This window comes from Stenotrophomonas maltophilia (genome assembly GCF_013464485.1).
GTDB lineage: Bacteria > Pseudomonadota > Gammaproteobacteria > Xanthomonadales > Xanthomonadaceae > Stenotrophomonas > Stenotrophomonas maltophilia_AW.
Genome location: NZ_RAUX01000024.1, coordinates 57,053 through 74,988 on the forward strand (window position 1 = coordinate 57,053; position 17,936 = coordinate 74,988).

The window sequence follows — 17,936 nt, forward strand, 5'->3', positions numbered from 1 at the left end:
TTGAGCGCTGCCGAAACGACCCCTGACGGCCTTTCCCCGGAAGCCGAAACGACCCGCCAGCGGCGTGCCCGCACCGCCTGGCTGGCCGATCTTGCGCGCTCCGCTCGAGGTCGCCAGCGGCTGGCGGCGCTGTGCATCAGCCTGTCCGGCGCGCTGCTGATCGGCCAGGCCGCTGCCATCGCCTGGCTGGTGCAGCAGGTGCTGGTGGAACGCGCACCGCTGGCGTCGGGCCTGCCGGTGCTCGCTGGGCTGGCGGTGATCCTGGTGCTGCGCACGCTGCTGGGCAGCGCCACCCAGGCGGCTGCCGGTGATGTGGCCGATGCCGCGCGGTTGGCGCTGCGCGAGCGTGTGTTCGCGCGCTTGCTTGGGCATGGGCCGCTGTGGCTGCGCCAGCGCCGCACCGGCGAGCTGGGCGAACTGATGCTGCATCACGGTGATGCGATCGAGAGCTATTACAGCGGCTTCCTGCCGGTGCGCACCGAAGTGGTGGTGGTGCCGCTGCTGATCCTGGCCGCTGTGGCCTGGGTGGATTGGGTGGTGGCGCTGATCCTGCTGTTCACCGCACCGCTGGTGCCGTTCTTCATGATGCTGGTGGGCTGGGGCGCTGAAGCCGCCGGCCGTGCGCAGCTGGGCGAGCTGGCGCGGATGAGCGGCCACTTCGCCGACCGCATCAAGGGTCTGGGCCTGCTGCGCCTGTATGGCCGGGGCGAGGCCGAACTGGACGGCATCGCGGCCGCTGCCGAAGGCGTGCGCGTGCGTACGATGAAGGTGCTGCGCATCGCCTTCCTGTCGTCCACGGTGCTGGAATTCTTCGCCTCGGTGAGCGTGGCGATGGTTGCGCTGTACCTGGGCCTGAGCTATCTGGGCCTGATGACGCTGCATGCAGCAGTGCCGACGCTGGGCGCTGGGCTGTTCTGCCTGCTGCTGGCGCCGGAGTTCTACGCGCCGCTGCGGCGTCTGGCCGCGCACTACCACGATCGTGCCAACGCACTGGCTGCCGCCGCCGAGGTGGAGCGCCTGCTGCAGTCGCTGCCCGATGAGCAGGGCCTGATCGAGAACGAGATCGCGCCGCTGGCGGTGGAGCCGGCCGAGGCCGCATTGCCGCCGCTGCAGGCGCAGGGCCTGGTGCTGCGCCCGTTGGGCGCGCCGCACGACGTGCTGCAGGATCTGGATGTGCTGCTGGAACCGGGCCAGCGCCTGGCCCTGGTCGGCCCCAGCGGATCCGGCAAGAGCACGCTGCTGGAGGCACTGGCCGGATGGTTGCCGCCGCGTGCCGGCAAGCTGCAGCTGCGTCCCGGCGTGCAGGTGGCCTATGCCAGCCAGCGGCCGTACCTTTTCCACGGCAGCATCGCCGACAACCTGCGCCTGGCCGATCCCGGTGCCAGCGATGCGCGATTGCGCGCAGTGGCCGAGGCCTCGCAGGTGCTGCAGTTCGCGCAGCGCCTGCCGCAGGGGCTGGATACCGTGATCGGCGAGCGCGGCTTCGGCCTGTCCGGTGGTGAAGCACGCCGCATCGGTCTGGCCCGCCTGCTGCTGCGCGACCCGCAGGTGCTGCTGCTGGACGAACCGACTGCGTTCCTCGATGCCGATACCGAAGCCGCGCTGCTGCGCAGCCTGGCCGCCTATGCACGTGGACGCAGCGTGGTGGTCGCCACCCACAGCCCTGCGGTGATCGCGTGGGCTGACCGTTGCCTGCTGTTGCCGGAAGGCCGCCTGGTCGAGCCGGCACAGGCGGTGCGCGCATGAGCCGTTCGCCTGATTCGCTGCGCGCGGTGTTCCTGCGCCATCGCCCGCGCCTGCTGCTGACCGTGCTGCTGCTGTGGATCACGATGCTGGCCGGCACCGCCCTGCTGGGCCTGTCCGGTGGCTTCCTGACCGCCGCTGCGCTGGCCGGTGCGGCCGGGCTGGCGCAGGGCTTCAACTTCTTTTCGCCGTCGGCCGGCATCCGCGGCCTGACCATGGCGCGCATCGTGTCGCGCTACTTCGAGAAGCTGGTCGGCCACGATGCCACGCTGCGCATCGCCCGCGATCTGCGCGTGTGGTTCTTCCGCCGCGCGCTGCCACTGGCACCGGCGCGGCTGGGGGCCACGCGCACCGGCGAACTTCTGGCGCGCCTGCTTGGTGACATCGGTGAGGTCGATGGCCTGCTGGTGCGTGCAATCGGGCCGCTGGTGGCGTTGGGTGGGTTGTCGCTGGTCGCAATCGTTTCGGCGGCGATGATCCTGCCGTCGGCGGCGCTGCTGCTGGCGGCACTGGCGCTGCTGATCGCTTTCGGAGTGCCGTGGCTGGGCGTGCGCGGCCGCGACGATGAAGAGGCCGACCGTGCCGCGCATCGTGCTGCACTGCGCACCGCCGCCTTTGAAGGGTTGGAGGGCGCGGGCGACCTCGCCGCGCTGCATGCCGACGCGGCCTGGCAGCTGAAGGTGCGCGTGGCGGCCAAGCAGCTGGCGGCGCGTGATCGTCGTCGGCGCTGGCGCCTGATCGCGGCCTCGACCCTGCATGGCCTGGTCGCTGGGCTGGGCCTGGTGGCGATGCTGGCATTGGCCCTGCATGCGGCCGAACAGCAGCGCATCGCGCCGGAACTGGCGGCGGGCCTGGTGTTCCTCACCGTGGCACTGATCGAACTGTGGGCCGGCATGGGGTTGGCGTGGCAGTCACTTCAGTCCGGGCGTATCGCTGCTGATCGGTTGCAGGCCATCGTCGAGCAGCCGCCGACGGTGGAGGATCCCGCCGCGCCACAGCCGGTGCCGCAGGCCGCGCGGGTGCATTGGGACGATGTGCATTTCCAGTGGCCCGGCGCGGCGCGTCCGGTGCTGTCCGGCGTGCAGCTGACCCTGGCACCGGGTGAGCGCATGGCCCTGCGCGGCGACAGCGGCAGTGGCAAGACCACGCTGTCCAGCCTGCTGCTGCGCCTGTGGGACCCGCAGCAAGGGCGAATCACCTATGGCGGCCGCGATCTGCGCGATTTCGCCCAGGCCGAATGGCATCGGCAGCTGGCCTGGCTGCCGCAGAACGCACCGGTGTTTGCCGGAACGGTGGCCGAGAACCTGCGGCTGGGCGATCCCGATGCCAGCGACGCCGCGCTGTGGGCGGTGCTGCGCCGGGTGCGCCTGGGCGACTGGGCCGAGAACAACGGCGGCCTGCACACCTGGGTGGGCGAGAACGGCGCGACGATGTCGGCCGGCCAGGCACGACGCTTGGCGCTGGCGCGCGCATTGCTGCGCAATGCGCCGATCCTGCTGCTGGACGAGCCCACTGAAGGACTGGACGTGGACACTGCACATGCACTGCTGCGCGACCTGCCCGCGTTGCTGGACGGCCGCAGCCTGCTGATGATCACCCACGACGACCTGCCTGAAGGCGTGGTCGATGCGCAGTACCGGCTGCGTGACGGAGCCCTGGTCCGCGAACTTTGACCGATGCACAACCACGCTTGGCGTGGATCTACTGTAGAGCCGAGCCCATGCTCGGCTCTACAGCTTGGTTACCGCGAAAACTCGCGCAGCAGCACCACGATCGAGGCCACATTGGCCAGCACGCACAGCCAGAACACCCACTGGAATGGGGCCTTTCGGTGCTTGTGGCGGAACACGGCCTGGCCGAGCAACGCGCCGGGCCAGCCGCCGGCGAACGCCAGCAGTTGCAGCGTGCGTTCGGGAATCCGCCACTGCTTGCGCTGGGCCGCGCGCTTGTCGTGGCCGTACAGCCCGAACGACACCGCGCTGGCTAGCAGGCACCAGCCGCCCAGCCACAGCGGTAGCACGCCGCTGATCATCAACGCAGTCAACGCACCGAATGCAGCCAGCGCGAGATTACGCCGCCACGCCACTTACAGTGCGTCGAGGAAGCCGCGCACGGCGGGGCCGAAACGATCGAAGTCGACGAGGAAGGCGTCGTGGCCCTGCGGTGACTCCAATCCGATGAAATGTGCTTCGGCGCCACCGGCGCGCAGGCCGTCGGCAACCTGTTGCTGCTGCTGCACCGGGAACAGGATGTCGGTGTTGGCGCCGATGGCCAGCGCCTTCTCCACCCGGATCTTCGCCAGGCCCGCCAGCACATCGCCATCGGCGTACTCGGCCAGGTCGAACCAGTCCATCGAACGGCTCAGGTACAGGTAGCAGTTCGGATCGAAGAAGCGCACGAAGCGTCGTGCGTGGCCTTCCAGGTAGCTTTCCACCTGGAATTCCAGGCCGAACGGATCGTCATCGGCCTGGTCCGAATCCAGCCGCACGCGGCCGAAGCGGCCATCCCATTCCAGTGCGGAACGGTAGGTGATCACGCCCAGCTTGCGCGCCATGCGCATGCCCGACTCGGGGTATTCGGCATCGTCGTAGTGGCCGCCATTCCAGCGCGGATCAAGACGGATTGCCTCGCGCTGCAGCGAGCGGATCGCGATCGAGAACGGCAACGCCTGCGCGCTGCCGGAAATGTTGACGTGGCTGCGCGCGATGCCCGGATGCAGCATCAGCACGGCCAGTGCAGTCATGCCGCCCATCGAATTGCCGATCACGCAGGCCAGCTGCTCGATGCCCAGTGCATGCACGACCTCGATGGCCGCGCGTGCGCCATCTTCGATCGACAGCTCGGGGAAGTCGAGGCGATACGGTTCGCCGGTGGCCGGATTGAGCGAGGCCGGGCCGGTGGAGCCTTTGCAGCTGCCCAGCGAGTTCACGCACACCACGAACCAGCGGTCGGTATCGATCGGCTTGCCGGGGCCAACCATGCCTTCCCACCAGCCTGGCGCCGGATTGGCGTCGTTGGCCGCTGCGTGCGCATCCGGCGAAAGACCGGTCACGATCAGGATCGCGTTGCCTGCGTCGGCAGCCAGCGTTCCCCAGGTTTCATAGGCCACATGCGCACCGTGCAGGGCGCCACCGCGCTTGAACGGGAACGGCGAGGGCAGGGCATGGAAACGGGTGCCGGGCGGAATGAATTCAGTCATGCGGGCATTCTAGCTGGGCCGGACGTGCAGCTGGCGACATGCTGGTTTCCATCGGCGATCGACACGGTAGTGCCGGCCGCTGGCCGGCAACCTCATGAACCTTGATGCGCCTGCGTGGTTGCCGGCCAGCGGCCGGCACTACCGCGCGGTGCGTTACGGAAACCGCAGCTCCACCACGCCGTCATGCGGCAGGCTCACCTTCACCGGGATGCTCTGCAGGTCGCTCTCGCTGCGGTTGGCGCTACCGGTACGCGAGATGCGTGCCAGCACTTCCACTTCGCGATGTGCGGACAATGGCGCGGTTGGCATCGGACTGTCACCGTCGCCCAGCCCGACCGTGGCCGGGAAACCGGCCAGCGGCAGCTTGCGTGCGGCCACCGGCATCGGCGGTCCACCCACGGCGCGGGCCAGCACGAATACCTGGGTGCTGGCCGGCCACTCGGCATTCTTCAGCGCAGGCAGCTGCACGCGTACCTGCAGCAGCGCCGCTGGTGCCGCAGGAGCGGCATCGGGTGCCAGGCCTGCGGCTTCGCGGGCGATGGCGATCTGCGCCTGCAGCGCCTGCGCGGCGCCGGGCTCAAGCCGTGGCAGCAGGCCGCTCCACACATCCGCGGCCTCGGCATTCTTTCCGCGCTGGCGCAGGGCGATGCCCAGCAACCAGCTGGCGCGTTCGGCATCGGGTGCCTGTGCACGCGCCTGCTGCAACCAGGCCATCGCGGTGTCATCGAACTGCTTGCCGGCATCGGCCTGCGCACGTGCCTGCGCCGCTTCCACCAGCACGCCTGGGTCTTCCGGGGCGAGAGCGGCGGCACGCGCGAAGGCGTCCGCCGCGGCTGCGGCGTTGCCCAGTTCGGCCTGCGACCGGCCCAGCAGCGCCCAGCCATCGGCCCGCTGTGGGTCACGCTTCAGTGCATCCTGCAGGGCCTGCACGCCATCGCGCAGGGTGGCTACCGACGGCGCCGGTTGGACCTGTGCTGCACGCGGATCACCGACCAGCAGATACAGGCAGGCACCGGCCACGCCCAGTGCGAACACGCCGACCACGAAACCGCGACGACCGTGGTGGCGCAGCGGCCACAGCACCAGCGCTGCCATCAGCGCAGCAACCAGACCGGCCAGCGCCGGCAGCCAATGGCTCACCATCCGTCTCCTTCATCGGCCTTGCCGGCCGGTGCTGCGCCGACCGTACGGCCACGACGGCGGACAATGCCCAGCACCACCAGTGCACCGGCGCCGAGCATCAGCAGGGGACCGCCCCACAGCAGCCAGGTGCCCGGCTGCAACGGTGGTTGATAGAGCACGAACTCACCGTAGCGGGCGACCAGGAACTGCTTGATCTGTGCATCGTCGTGGCCCTGCTGCATCAGCTGCAGCACCTCGCGGCGCAGATCCTGCGCGATCTGCGCGTTGGAATCGGCCAGCGACTGGTTCTGGCACTGCACGCAGCGCAGCTGCGCGGCCAGGTCATGGAAGCGGCGTTCTTCGGCGCCATCGCGGAACTGCAGCGGCTGCGGATCGTGCAGCGGCTGCTGTGCCACCGCGGCCAGCGGCAGCATCAGAAGCAGCAACGCCAGCAGCCAGCGCATGGGCTCAGGGCGCCGTGTGCAGCGTGCTGCCGGCATTGCCCTGGGCCTTCTCGATCTTTTCCAGCGCCGGGATCAGCTTCTCGTCGACCACGCGCTGGGTCATCGCACCGCTGTACTTCCAGCGCACGATGCCGCTGCCGTCGACAAGGAAGGTCTCCGGTGCAGCGGTCACGCCCCAGTCGATCGCGGTGCGGCCTTCCACGTCGCTGAGCACGACCATGAACGGGTTGCCCAGCTGCTCCAGCCAGTGCAGGGCATCGGTCGGCTCGTCCTTCCAGTTGTAGCCGATCACGCGCACGCGCTTGCTCTCGGCGAAACGGGTCAGCACCGGGTGTTCCTCGCGGCAGGCCGCGCACCAGCTGCCCCACACGTTCAACAGGTAAGGCGCGCCGCGCAGTTCGTCGCTGTGCACGATCATTTCCGGGTCGTGCAGCACCGGCAGCGCGAACGCTGGCGCCGGCTTGTCGATCAGCGCCGAGGGCAGCACGTCGCGCTGCGGATCACCCGATTTCATCACCCCGTAGATCATCAGCCCGAGCAGGCCGAAGAAGAACAGCACGCCGATCACGATGGCTACCGGCGGCAGCGGGCGGGAGGGGCGCGGGGCGGGGGACTCGGACATGGAAACTCCTACGGACGACGGAAACGGCGGTCGGCGGCGGTGATGAATCCGCCCAGGGCCATCAGCAGCGCGCCCAGCCAGATCCAGCGCACGAACGGCTTGATGTGCACCCGGACCGCCCATGCATTGTTGCCCAGCGGCTCGCCCAATGCCACGTAGACATCGCCATCGAAGCGTGCATCGATGCCGGCCTCGGTCATCACCTGGCCACCACTGGCGTACTGGCGCTTCTCCGGATGCAGCAGGGCCTGTTCGCGGCTGTTGCGGAACACCCGCAGATGACCGCGGTCGGCGATGAAATTGGGACCTTCGCGGTGATCCACGCCCTCGAAGCGCACTTCGTAGCGGCCGACCACCAGCTGCTGGCCAGGTGCCAGCGCCACTTCGCGCTGCACATTCAAGGCTTCCACCAGCAGTGCACCGGCCAGGAACACGGCGATCCCGGCATGGGCAACGATCATGCCGAGCATTTCGGCGGTGAAGCGGCCGTTGCCGCGCAGTCGCTGCCAGACGAAGCGTGCGGTACCGAACCCGACCCAGACCGCGGCGGCGACACCGAGACCGGCCTTCCAGCCGTTCTGCGGCGCCTGCCACCAGGCCAGCGCGCCCAGCAGCACCGCCAGCCCCAGCCAGGGTGCCAGCAGCGCGAACGAGCGCGAGGGCTGGTCGCGTTGCCACTTCACCAGCGGGCCGAACGGCAGCAGCAGGATCATCGGTGTCATCAGCAGCAGGAACAGGCTGCCGAAGTAGGGCGGCCCTACCGAGATCTTGCCCAGCGACAGCGCATCGGCCAGCAGCGGGTACAGCGTGCCGAGCAGCACCATCGCGCAGGCAGTGGCCAGCAGCAGGTTGTTGGCCAGCAGCAGGGTCTCGCGCGAGGTGGCAGTGAAGCCACGGCGTGGATCATCGGCGTCCACGCTCAGCTGGCTGGCGCGCAGCGCGTACAGCAGCAGGCTGCCACCGACCAGCATCGACAGGAACACCAGGATGAACAGGCCGCGCGAGGGATCGGCGGCGAACGAATGCACGCTGGTCAGCACACCGGATCGGACCAGGAAGGTGCCCAGCAGCGACAGCGCGAAGGCGGCAATTGCCAGCAACAGCGTCCAGCTGCCGAAGGTGCCGCGCTTTTCGGTGACGGCCTGAGAGTGGATCAGTGCCGCACCGACCAGCCATGGCATGAAGCTGGCGTTCTCCACCGGGTCCCAGAACCACCAGCCACCCCAGCCCAGCTCGTAGTAGGCCCACCAGCTGCCCAGCGCGATGCCGAGGGTCAGGAAGCCCCAGGCGACGTTGGTCCAGGGACGCGTCCAGCGCAGCCAGCGCGCATCCACGCGACCTTCCAGCAGCGCCGCCACTGCGAATGCGAACGGCACCGCAAAGCCCACGTAACCGATGTACAGCATCGGCGGATGGATGATCAGGCCCGGGTCCTGCAGCAGCGGGTTGAGATCGCGGCCTTCCAGCGGCGCCGGGTTCAGGCGCAGGAACGGGTTGGAGGTGAAGATCAGGAAGGCGAGGAAGCCGACGCTGACGATGCCCATCACCGCCAGTACGCGCGCCTGCACCGGTGCTGGCAGGTGCCGGGAGAACAGCGCCACTGCGCCGGTCCACAATGCCAGCACCAGGGCCCACATCAGCAGTGAGCCTTCATGCGCGCCCCATACCGCCGAATAGCGGTAGATCAGCGGCAGCAGCGAATTGGAATTCTCGGCCACGTAGCGCACCGAGAAGTCCTGCTGCACGAATGCGGCGGTGAGCGCCGCGAAGGCACCGGCGAGCAGTAGCAGCTGCGCGAAGGCCGCCGGCCGTGCCGCCGCCATCCACGCCGGGTTGTTGCGATGCGCGCCGACCAGCGGCAGGCCGGCCTGCAACAGCGAGGCCAGCAACGCACACAACAGCAGGATCTGACCCAGTTCGGGCAGCACTCAGCGCACCTCGGGTGCCGTCACGGGCACGTCGTGCTTGCGATGGGCATCGCCCATCTTGTCGGCCACTTCCTTCGGCACGTACTTTTCATCGTGCTTGGCCAGCACTTCGTCGGCGACGAACACGCCGTCCTGCAGGCGGCCACTGGCGACCACCGCAGTGCCTTCGGCGAACATGTCCGGCAGGATCCGCGAGGTGGTCACGGGCAGCTGTGCATCGCCGTCGGTCACCTCGAAGCGTGCCTCCAGCGAGCCGACCGGGCGGTTGAAGGATCCCTTCACCACCATGCCACCCAAGCGGAAGCGCGTCTGTGCATCGACATCGCCGCGCAGCACTTCGGCAGGCGTGTACAGGTAGGCGATGTTGCGCTCCAAAGCCATCGCCACCAGTGCGGTGGCCAGGCCGGAGGCAAGCAGGGCCAGCAGTACCCAGACCAGGCGGCGACGCTGCACCGGGGTCATCGTTCCAGCTCCGTCGGCAGCGAGGCCGCTGCGTCCTGCTTGCCGGCGCGGGTCTGCTGCCGTTGCTGCCGGGCCAGTGCCAGGCGGCGCGCCACGCGCAGGCGCAACCACGAGCCGAGGGCATCGGCGCTGAGCACCAGCACGAACACGGCGTAGGCACCGATCACATAGGGCAGGTGGGTCATGGCTGGGCCTCCCGGGCCGGGCGCTCTGCATCGACGCGGCCACCGACCCAGGCCTTGCCGGCCTCGCGGTCGAGGTTGTCGGCGCGCGCCTTGGCCAGCACCGAGCCGGCGAACCAGAACTTGGTGCCGATCACCATCCACCACAGCGGCGCGATCATCGCGCTGCTGATCGCCGATTCGCCGAACACGTTGATCGACTGGCGCTGGTGCAGGCCACCCCACCAGTCCACCGAGTAGCGGATCACCGGCAGCAGGCTGACACCGACGATGGCCAGCAGCCCGGCTGCGCGCGCGGCGCTGCGGCGGTCTTCGATGGCGTGGTACAGGCCGATCACGCCCAGGTACAGGAACAGCAGCACCAGCTCGCTGGTCATGCGCGGGTCCCAGTCCCACCAGGTGCCCCAGGTGCCCTTGCCCCAGATGCTGCCGGTGAGCAGGGTGATCAGGGTGAAACCGGCGCCCATCGGCGCGCAGGCCATGGCCAGGATCTCGCAGACCTTGATCCGCCAGATCAGTGCGATGGCGGCATACAGCGCCATCAGCGCGAACACGAACAGGCTCATCCAGGCGCTGGGCACGTGAATGTAGAGGATGCGGAAGCTGTCCAGCTGCCGGGCTTCCGGCGGCACCACCAGCAGCGCCTGCCACATGCCGACCAGCAGCACCGGCACCGCGGCGAGGTAGAACACCCGCGACCAGCGGGCAGCGAATCGGTCGAACGTGGGGGGCGAACCGAGTTGGTGGAACCAGCGGACAATCGGATTCATGCGTGGCGGCTATCCAGCAGGGGTGGATTGGCTCTCAGCTCGGTCAACTCAGAGAAATGCGTATTGCAGCGGCGGTGGCCAGCGGTGCCAGCACCAGTGCGACCAGCAGGCCGGCGCCCAGCATCAGCAGCGCACCGACCGGATCCTGGCCGCGCCCGGCCGCCGCCAGGCTGCCTGCGCCGAACACCAGCACCGGCACGTACAGCGGCAACGACAGCAACGCCACGAGAATACCAGAGCGCCGGATGCCTACGGTCAGCGCGGCGACCACGCCACCGATCAGGCTCAGCAACGGTGTTCCCAGCAGCAACGATGCCAGCAACAGCGGCAGCTGGTCATGCGGCAGATGCAGCATTTCGGCCAGCAACGGGCTGACCACGATCAACGGCAGCGCGGTGGTGGCCCAGTGCAGTAGCACGCGCACCAGCACCAGCCAGGCCAGCGGCACCGGCGCCAGCAGCCATTGTTCCAGCGAGCCGTCTTCGGCATCGGAGCGGAACAGTGAATCCAGCGACAGTTGCCCGGCCAGCAGCACCGCAAGCCACAGCACTGCGCCTGCGGTGACGGCCAGCAGTTGCGGCTCACGGCCCTGCGCCAGCGCGAACAGCACCACCACCAGCACCGCGAACAGCAGCGGCTGCAGCGCATCGCCGCGGCGGCGCCAGAGCAGGCGCAGGTCGCGCTTGAGCAGGGCGCCTGCGGTCTGCCACAGGCCCGGTTCGGTGCCTGGCGCGATCATGCGGCACCGCCGAGGTCGAGTTGGCGGGTGCGCACCGGCGGCGCGGCATAGGCGCCATGGGTGGTGACCAGCGCCGCGCCACCGGCGCGCAGGTGCGCGGAAATCATCCGGTTGACCAGGGTGATGCCCTCCAGGTCGAGGTTGGCGTAGGGTTCGTCGAGCAGCCACAGCGGCGCCGGCGACAGCCAGATGCGTGCCAGTGCCAGCCGCCGCTTCTGCCCGGCCGACAGATGCCGAACGAGGGTGTCCTCATGACCGGCCAGGCCGACGATGGCCAGCGCGTTGCCCGGCATCTGGCGCGCGCGGCGCCCGTGCAGGCCGCACAGGAAGTGCAGGTTCTCCAGCGTATCCAGGTCCGGCTTCAGGGCCGGCAGATGGCTGAGGTAGGCGACATAGCGCGCGCGCTCTGCATTGCTGGCCGGCTTGCCGTCGATGCGCACCTGGCCGGCGCCGGGCCGGGACAGGCCGGCCAGCACGCGCAGCAGGGTGGTCTTGCCGGCGCCGTTGCCGCCCTGCACCAGCAGCGCTTCACCGGCGTCCACATGGAAGTCCAGCGGGCCGAACACCGGCTCGTCATTGCGGGAGAAGCTCAGGCCGCTGGCGGCCAGCAATGCAGGGGTGTTCAAGGGGCAAAGGTCTTCATGCCGGAGTGCGGCGGCAATTGTAGCGGTGAATGCCGATGGTAGTGCCGGCCGCTGGCCGGCAGATGCGACCCAGCGTCGCATATCGTCCCAGGGGTGCCGGCCHGCGGCCGGCACTACCGAAGCAGGGATTGCGTAAACTCAGGGGCCTGTCTCCCCATATCCCCCAGGCCGATGCAACCCAACACCAAGCTGCCCAAGGTCGGTACCACGATCTTCACCGTGATGTCCCAGCTCGCCGCCGAACACGGCGCGGTCAACCTGGGCCAGGGTTTCCCGGACTTTTCCGCGCCGCAGCGCCTGATCGACGAGACCGCCAGGGCGATGGCCGCCGGGCTGAACCAGTACCCGCCGATGACCGGCGTGGCGCCGCTGCGCCAGGCCATCGCGCAGAAGGCGCTGGACTGCTACGGCGCGCAGGTCGATGCGGACAGCGAGATCACCGTCACCAGTGGCGGTACCGAGGCCATCTTCAACGCCATCCACGCCGTGGTGCGTGCCGGCGAAGAAGTGATCGTGCTCGACCCGGCGTATGACTGCTATGAGCCGGCGATCGATCTGGCCGGTGCCAAGGCCGTGCATGTGTCGCTGGATCCGCAGACCTTTGCCGTCGACTGGGACGGCGTGCGTGCGGCGATCACCCCGCGCACCCGCATGTTGATCGTCAACACCCCGCACAACCCGTCCGGCGCGATGCTGTCGGCGCAGGACATGCAGGCACTGGCCGAGCTGCTGCGTGGCACGCAGATCTACCTGATTTCCGATGAGGTGTATGAACACATCATCTATGACGGCCGTCGCCATGAATCGGCGCTGCGCTACCCGGAACTGCGCGAGCGCGCGTTCGTCATTTCCAGCTTCGGCAAGACCTACCACTGCACCGGCTGGAAGATCGGCTACGCGATCGCGCCGCCGGCGCTGACTGCCGAGTTCCGCAAGGTGCACCAGTACAACACCTTCACCAGCTTCGGCCCGGCACAGTACGGTTTCGCCGCGATGATCCGCGACGAGCCGGAGCACCACCTGGAACTGGGGGCGTTCTACCAGGCCAAGCGCGATCGCTTCCGCGAGCAGCTGGCTGGTACCCGCCTGAAGGCGCTGCCGGTCCCGGGTGGCTACTTCCAGCTGGTCGATTACTCGGCCATCAGCGACCTGCCGGACCACGAGTTCGTGAAGTGGCTGACCATCGAGAAGGGCGTCACTGCCATTCCGCTGTCGCCGTTCTACGAGAACCCGCCGGCCGGCCAGCGCCTGGTGCGCCTGTGCTTCGCCAAGAATGAAGCAACGATGGACGCGGCGATCGAACGCCTGCGCCTGCTGTGAGCGGAGCAGTGACCATGCAGGACCTGCGAATTTCCCTCGTCCAGGGCGACACCCGCTGGCATGACCCGGCGGGCAACCGTGAGTACTACGGCGCGCTGCTGGCACCGCTGGCCGGCACCACCGATCTGGTGATCCTGCCGGAGACCTTCACCAGTGGCTTCTCCAACGAAGCCATCGCCCAGGCCGAAGGCATGGACGGCCCGACTGTGGCCTGGGTGCGCGAGCAGGCCACGGCCTTGAACGCGGCGGTGATCGGCAGTGTGCAGTTGCGTGATGGCGAAGGCGTCTACAACCGCCTGCTGTTCGCCACGCCCGATGGCAACCTGCAGTACTACGACAAGCGCCACCTGTTCCGTTACGGCGGCGAGCACGAGCGCTATGCTGCCGGTCGCGACCGCCTGAGCGTGGAATGGAAGGGCTGGCGGATCAATCCGCAGGTGTGCTACGACCTGCGTTTCCCGGTGTTCTGCCGCAACCGCTACAACGTGGAGCGTCCGCAGCAGCTGGATTTCGACCTGCAGATCTTCGTTGCCAACTGGCCGTCGGCACGCGCCTATGCGTGGAAGACACTGTTGCGTGCACGTGCGATCGAGAACCTGTGCTTCGTGGCGGCGGTGAACCGTGTCGGCGTCGATGGCAACCAGCTGCATTACGCCGGCGACAGCGCGGTTCTCGATTTCCTTGGCCAGCCGCAGGTGGAGATCCGCGAGTGTGAGCAGGTGGTGACCACCACCATCTCAGCCGAGGCGCTGGCCGCGCACCGCGCGCGCTTCCCGGCGATGCTCGATGCCGATGCCTTCCACCTGGACGAGCAGGCCTGAAACGGCACGACGGCGGCTGAATGCCTGCCACGCAGCGGCGCGCGCCTGCATCCAACCTGCACGCGCGCGCTGCTAGATTCACAGGCAGTCCGACCGAACTGGAAGTCCTGCCATGAACACGTCCTTCGCCCTGCTGCTGGCCCTGTCCGCTGCAACGCTGGCCCCGGCCGCGCATGCCGCTGGCAACCTCGACTGCCAGCTGCGCTACAACCTGTCCGGCTGGTCGCTGATCTACAAGACCGCCTCGGGTAATGGCACGGTCACCTGCAGCAATGGCGCCAGCATGCCGGTACGCATCCAGATGAAGGGCGGCGGCCTGACTGTTGGCAAGTCGAAGATCACCAACGGTCGTGGCAGCTTCACCGGTGCGGTCAGCGTCAACGAGCTGCTCGGCACCTACGCCTCGATCGGTGCGCATGCCGGTGCAGTGAAGTCCAGCAACGCGCAGGTGATGACCAAGGGTGATATCTCGTTGGCGCTATCCGGTACCGGCAAGGGCTGGGACCTGGGTGTGGACGGCACCGCGTTTACCCTCAGCCGACGCTGAGTCGCGGCAGCTCAGCCAATCCCCAGCTGATGCGGATGTAGTGCTGCTCGGCGTCGCTCAGCAATCGTTCGACGCCGAAGCCATTCTTCAGCAGTTGTGCGGTCACGTCTTCGACGAGCTGCTGGCTGGCCATTACCTGGCTGAAGCCGAACACGATATAGCGGCGGCCGCTATCCGAGCCGACCTGGATTGCATTGTCGAGATCACGATAGAACTGTTCGATCGGGCGCTTGGCTGCGTCGGCATTGGCGCGGGCCTGTTCGGCGGTGATGGTGATCATGGGCATCTGCCTTGTCTGAAGGAGCGCGCACGATAGCCAGACCCCGGATGTGAAATCCGGACGTGGCGCACAGTGCCTTGCGTTTGCAGCAATTCCTAGTGATGTGGTGAGTACGGAGAAACCACGCGCCCGTGTCGCGCGGTGGTGGGCATCCATCATTGACATCAGGTCATATTGAAATGGTCTGCGCCAGCAGCCGCGAAAGCATGCAATGCCCCGGCTGGCCTAGGTTCGGCTGCGTTCCACGGCCGCACCTTGTGCATGGATTTACGTTTTCTTGATCCTGCAGTAACCGCGCCATGAATAACAGGAACGTCCCAGTCATTCTGCTGGGATCATCTGGAGACGCTGGAATGGAGTTCAGAACGTCCGTGCTGCTTGTGGCCTTGATGGCCGCGCCCACCATCGCCCAAGCCGAAGTCTGCCTGTCCGACAGCGGAATCGTGGTGTCCTGCCCGAGCCTGCTTCCACACCCCGTGACGTCCCGGTTCGAGATCGGTACCTTGCCGCGCGTGGCCGGCTCGCCGTCCGAAATCTACATTACCGGCGGCGGCAGGGTAGATGGCACAAGCAATTTTTCGGTGTATGCCAATGGCCAGTTCCTGTGCCGCACCAATGACAATTACGATGGTGGCAACAACACGCCGATCCGTCACTGCACTGCAACCATCGCAACGCCTGGTACCTATGTGATTTCGGCGTCGCGCAACAATGCCGGCAACTTTCTTGCGCCGATGGATGAAGTGATCAACGTCCAGTAGCCGGCTGTCCGCTCCTCCGTGCCCTGGGGCAGTGTCCCCGGGGCCATTGCCGGCGATGCCGGACGTCCTCGCTGTGATCAAGGGGAGATCATCCCGGGTTGTCAGTGCTCAGCCGCCCCTGCAGCCACATCGCCAGCATGCCGCAGACGATGAGGGTGGGTGCCAACTGCTGCAAGGCGCCGACGACCGCCATCGCGCCGCCGATCAACAGGTAGTAGAGCAGGCCGAACAGCGCGCCTGCGCTGCCGAGACAATGCGGATAGCTCCGCAGCGCCTGACCGAGCACATTGGGAATGGCCAGGCCGAAGCCGGCAACGACCGGCAGCATCGCGAGCACCACCAGCGGATGGCCATGCAGCAGTGCGGAAAGCACGCCGCCGCCAAGAACGAGCGCTGAAGCGATGCGGACGCGCGTGGCGGAGGCAACGCCAGCACGCAGCAGATGACCATTGCCCCAGGCGCCCAGTCCCGAGCCCAAGGCCAGTACCGCGCCACTGGCACCAAACCAGCTGGCGGGCCACTGCAGGCGAGCGAACACGAAGGGGCCAAGTGCGTACCAGCTGTACATTGCCACGTTGAAGGCCATTACCAGCAGCGCGTGCGACCAGATCCAACGGTCGCAGAGCAGTTGACGCAGCAGTGGCAGCAGGGGCGTGCGCGGGATCTGTGCAGGATGGCTTTCGCGGAGACCTGCCAGGCATGCGACTGCCAGCAGTGCAGCAATCATCAGCAGGCCGGACTGTACGCCGGCATAGCCATTGGCGGTGACCAGCAGCGTGCCCAGCGCAAGGCCGATGGCTGGGCTCAGGGCCAGGGCCATGCCGATCCAGGAGAATGCATGCGCCAACGCCGGCCCCTGCAGGTGATCGCGCAGCACGGTCTGGGTGACGACCGAGGCGGCGGCGGCGCCGACTGCGGCCAACGCCTGGGCCAGAAGCACCTGGCCAAAGCTGTCAGCCATCAGGCCGCCCAGTGCAGCCACGGCGAAGACGCCGAGGCCGCCGAACAGGGCGGGGCGACGGCCGATACGATCGGCAAGCCTGCCCCACAGCAGCACGCCTGCAGCGAAGCCGAACAAGTACAGGCTCATGGCCTGGCTGGCGGCACTCGGCGGCAAGGCGAAACGCTCGGCCAGATCGGCGAGGGCCGGGCTGTACAGGGTCTGTGCCAGCTGCGGGAACATCAGCAGTGCAATGGTGAGCAACAACAGGCGGCGCGACATGCGGGCGCTCCAGGAACAGGGCCGCGCATTGTGGTCGCGCCCGCAATGGCGCACCCTGTCCATCCTGTCATTGAATATATGAAATCAGACATGGCCTGGTTGCAGCCGGAGGCGCACTTCGACGCCGATGCCTGGAGTGCTCCGGTGCTGGGGATCGCGGCCTCACTGGCGGATCACGATTCGGGTTGGCACCAGCATGCACGCGCGCAGTTGCTGTATACCCGGCGGGGCTGTACGCGACTGACCTACGGTGATCGCATCAGCCTGCTGCCGCCCGCGCGCGCGGCGTGGATTCCGGGAGGGCTGCGCCATCGCGCGCAGATGCGCCAGGCGGTCGATTACCGTTCGTTGTACTTCGATGCCACCCTGTCGACCCAGCTGCCCCCACAGCCGGCGATCATCGGCGTCGGTCCGCTGCTGCAGGCGTTGCTGGAACCGATCGCGCAGGCTCCGTTCGACCATGATTGGCGGTCGCCGCGTGCACACCATCAACTGGCGTTGTGCGTGCTGGAAATCGCCGCTGCACCGGTGGCGCCGATGGACCTGCCTTTGCCGCGCGATCCACGGATCGCGTGCTGCCTGCCTCCGGCCGAACAGCTTCCGCCCGAACTTGCGGAGCTGGCTGCGCGTGCGGGTTTGAGTGTGCGCACCGTCGGCCGGTTGATGCAGCGTGACACCGGCATGGGCTACCAGGCCTGGCGCCAGCAATGGCGCCTGATGCGGGCCATGGAGTTGCTGCTGCTCGGCCATCGCGTCGCGCATGCGGCGCAGGACACCGGCTTCTCCGCAGAGAGTCCGTTCATCGCCTTCTTCCGCAGCATGACCGGCACCACGCCCGCCGCGTTCCAGCGCCACGCAAAAGGGGACGGAGGGGATTAAGTCGTTTTTGCCACCGCGTGTGTGTCGAAGGGGCGAAAGCGACTTAATCCCCTCCGTCCCCTTTTTAAAGAAGAACCCCGGCCGGAGCCGGGGTTTTTCATTTCAGTCGGGTCGTTGATCAGCCGCCGCGCGGGCCGCTGCGGCGCGGGCCGCCCGGACCGCGGTTGCCGCCGGGGCCACCCGGGCCACGGCTGCCACCCGGACCGCCGGGGCCGCGGTTACCGCCCGGGC

20 protein-coding genes are annotated in these 17,936 nt (G+C 67.9%); 7 read left to right on the plus strand and 13 right to left on the minus strand.

The annotated features are described in order from the left end of the window. Entirely contained in the window at positions 1-1,746 is a 1,746-nt protein-coding gene (gene cydD, locus D7Y61_RS11110) for a thiol reductant ABC exporter subunit CydD (protein WP_180866286.1), read from the plus strand. After that, complete coding sequence (gene cydC / locus D7Y61_RS11115; protein ID WP_180866287.1) at positions 1,743-3,416, plus strand: thiol reductant ABC exporter subunit CydC; 1,674 nt, start codon at positions 1,743-1,745, stop codon at positions 3,414-3,416. Before cydD ends, cydC begins: the two co-directional genes overlap by 4 nt. Positions 3,417-3,484: 68 nt before the next feature. Here the strand turns inward: cydC and D7Y61_RS11120 are convergent, their stop codons facing one another. The 11 genes from D7Y61_RS11120 to ccmA all read right to left on the minus strand — a co-directional run bounded on the left by D7Y61_RS11120 (position 3,485) and on the right by ccmA (position 11,956). Further along, positions 3,485-3,829, minus strand: coding sequence for a DUF1294 domain-containing protein (locus D7Y61_RS11120; protein ID WP_180866288.1), 345 nt, complete (start codon positions 3,827-3,829; stop codon positions 3,485-3,487). Continuing rightward, positions 3,830-4,942, minus strand: coding sequence for a homoserine O-acetyltransferase MetX (gene metX, locus D7Y61_RS11125; protein WP_180866289.1), 1,113 nt, complete (start codon positions 4,940-4,942; stop codon positions 3,830-3,832). 153 nt (positions 4,943-5,095) lie between these two features. Further along, positions 5,096-6,085, minus strand: coding sequence for a tetratricopeptide repeat protein (locus D7Y61_RS11130; protein ID WP_180866290.1), 990 nt, complete (start codon positions 6,083-6,085; stop codon positions 5,096-5,098). Then, the gene (locus D7Y61_RS11135) at positions 6,079-6,528 is read right to left on the minus strand and encodes a cytochrome c-type biogenesis protein (protein WP_019336393.1); all 450 of its coding nucleotides are present in this window, start codon (positions 6,526-6,528) and stop codon (positions 6,079-6,081) included. The genes D7Y61_RS11130 and D7Y61_RS11135 overlap by 7 nt, the downstream gene beginning before the upstream one ends. A gap of 4 nt (positions 6,529-6,532) precedes the next feature. Next, entirely contained in the window at positions 6,533-7,150 is a 618-nt protein-coding gene (locus D7Y61_RS11140; protein WP_005410345.1) for a DsbE family thiol:disulfide interchange protein, read from the minus strand. Positions 7,151-7,158: 8 nt separating this feature from the next. After that, positions 7,159-9,078 (minus strand): heme lyase CcmF/NrfE family subunit, encoded by a 1,920-nt coding sequence (locus tag D7Y61_RS11145; RefSeq protein ID WP_180866291.1) that lies wholly within the window; start codon positions 9,076-9,078, stop codon positions 7,159-7,161. Then, positions 9,079-9,540, minus strand: coding sequence for a cytochrome c maturation protein CcmE (gene ccmE, locus D7Y61_RS11150; RefSeq protein ID WP_107230955.1), 462 nt, complete (start codon positions 9,538-9,540; stop codon positions 9,079-9,081). Next, positions 9,537-9,725, minus strand: coding sequence for a heme exporter protein CcmD (locus D7Y61_RS11155; protein ID WP_107230954.1), 189 nt, complete (start codon positions 9,723-9,725; stop codon positions 9,537-9,539). The genes ccmE and D7Y61_RS11155 overlap by 4 nt, the downstream gene beginning before the upstream one ends. Further along, positions 9,722-10,492 carry a heme ABC transporter permease CcmC gene (gene ccmC, locus D7Y61_RS11160; RefSeq protein ID WP_180866292.1) on the minus strand — a complete coding sequence of 257 codons (771 nt, stop codon included), beginning with the start codon at positions 10,490-10,492 and terminating at the stop codon, positions 9,722-9,724. Before ccmC ends, D7Y61_RS11155 begins: the two co-directional genes overlap by 4 nt. A gap of 43 nt (positions 10,493-10,535) precedes the next feature. Further along, the gene (gene ccmB, locus D7Y61_RS11165; RefSeq protein WP_180866293.1) at positions 10,536-11,231 is read right to left on the minus strand and encodes a heme exporter protein CcmB; all 696 of its coding nucleotides are present in this window, start codon (positions 11,229-11,231) and stop codon (positions 10,536-10,538) included. Further along, positions 11,228-11,956: a heme ABC exporter ATP-binding protein CcmA gene (ccmA, locus tag D7Y61_RS11170; RefSeq protein WP_430543705.1), complete on the minus strand. Its 729-nt coding sequence runs from the start codon at positions 11,954-11,956 to the stop codon at positions 11,228-11,230. Before ccmA ends, ccmB begins: the two co-directional genes overlap by 4 nt. Before the next feature lie 90 nt (positions 11,957-12,046). Here ccmA and D7Y61_RS11175 point away from each other — a divergent pair, with 90 nt between their 5' ends. The 3 genes from D7Y61_RS11175 to D7Y61_RS11185 all read left to right on the plus strand — a co-directional run bounded on the left by D7Y61_RS11175 (position 12,047) and on the right by D7Y61_RS11185 (position 14,563). Further along, a complete protein-coding gene (locus D7Y61_RS11175; RefSeq protein WP_180866295.1) occupies positions 12,047-13,195 on the plus strand; it encodes a pyridoxal phosphate-dependent aminotransferase in 1,149 nt (382 codons plus the stop codon). 14 nt (positions 13,196-13,209) lie between these two features. Continuing rightward, entirely contained in the window at positions 13,210-14,016 is an 807-nt protein-coding gene (locus tag D7Y61_RS11180) for an amidohydrolase (RefSeq protein ID WP_180866296.1), read from the plus strand. A 112-nt stretch (positions 14,017-14,128) separates the two neighbouring features. Further along, entirely contained in the window at positions 14,129-14,563 is a 435-nt protein-coding gene (locus D7Y61_RS11185) for a hypothetical protein (RefSeq protein WP_180866297.1), read from the plus strand. Here the strand turns inward: D7Y61_RS11185 and D7Y61_RS11190 are convergent. Then, positions 14,550-14,843 carry a hypothetical protein gene (locus tag D7Y61_RS11190; RefSeq protein WP_180866298.1) on the minus strand — a complete coding sequence of 98 codons (294 nt, stop codon included), beginning with the start codon at positions 14,841-14,843 and terminating at the stop codon, positions 14,550-14,552. The two genes, D7Y61_RS11185 and D7Y61_RS11190, sit on opposite strands and share 14 nt — an antisense overlap. A 353-nt stretch (positions 14,844-15,196) precedes the next feature. On the opposite strand from D7Y61_RS11190, the gene D7Y61_RS11195 reads away from it, so the two are divergent. Further along, complete coding sequence (locus tag D7Y61_RS11195; RefSeq protein ID WP_180866299.1) at positions 15,197-15,604, plus strand: hypothetical protein; 408 nt, start codon at positions 15,197-15,199, stop codon at positions 15,602-15,604. A gap of 88 nt (positions 15,605-15,692) precedes the next feature. Here D7Y61_RS11195 and D7Y61_RS11200 read toward each other — a convergent pair whose 3' ends face one another. Beyond that, positions 15,693-16,826 carry an MFS transporter gene (locus tag D7Y61_RS11200; protein ID WP_180866300.1) on the minus strand — a complete coding sequence of 378 codons (1,134 nt, stop codon included), beginning with the start codon at positions 16,824-16,826 and terminating at the stop codon, positions 15,693-15,695. 90 nt (positions 16,827-16,916) lie between these two features. On the opposite strand from D7Y61_RS11200, the gene D7Y61_RS11205 reads away from it, so the two are divergent. Then, positions 16,917-17,705, plus strand: coding sequence for an AraC family transcriptional regulator (locus D7Y61_RS11205; protein ID WP_180866301.1), 789 nt, complete (start codon positions 16,917-16,919; stop codon positions 17,703-17,705). Positions 17,706-17,936 lie beyond the last annotated feature (231 nt).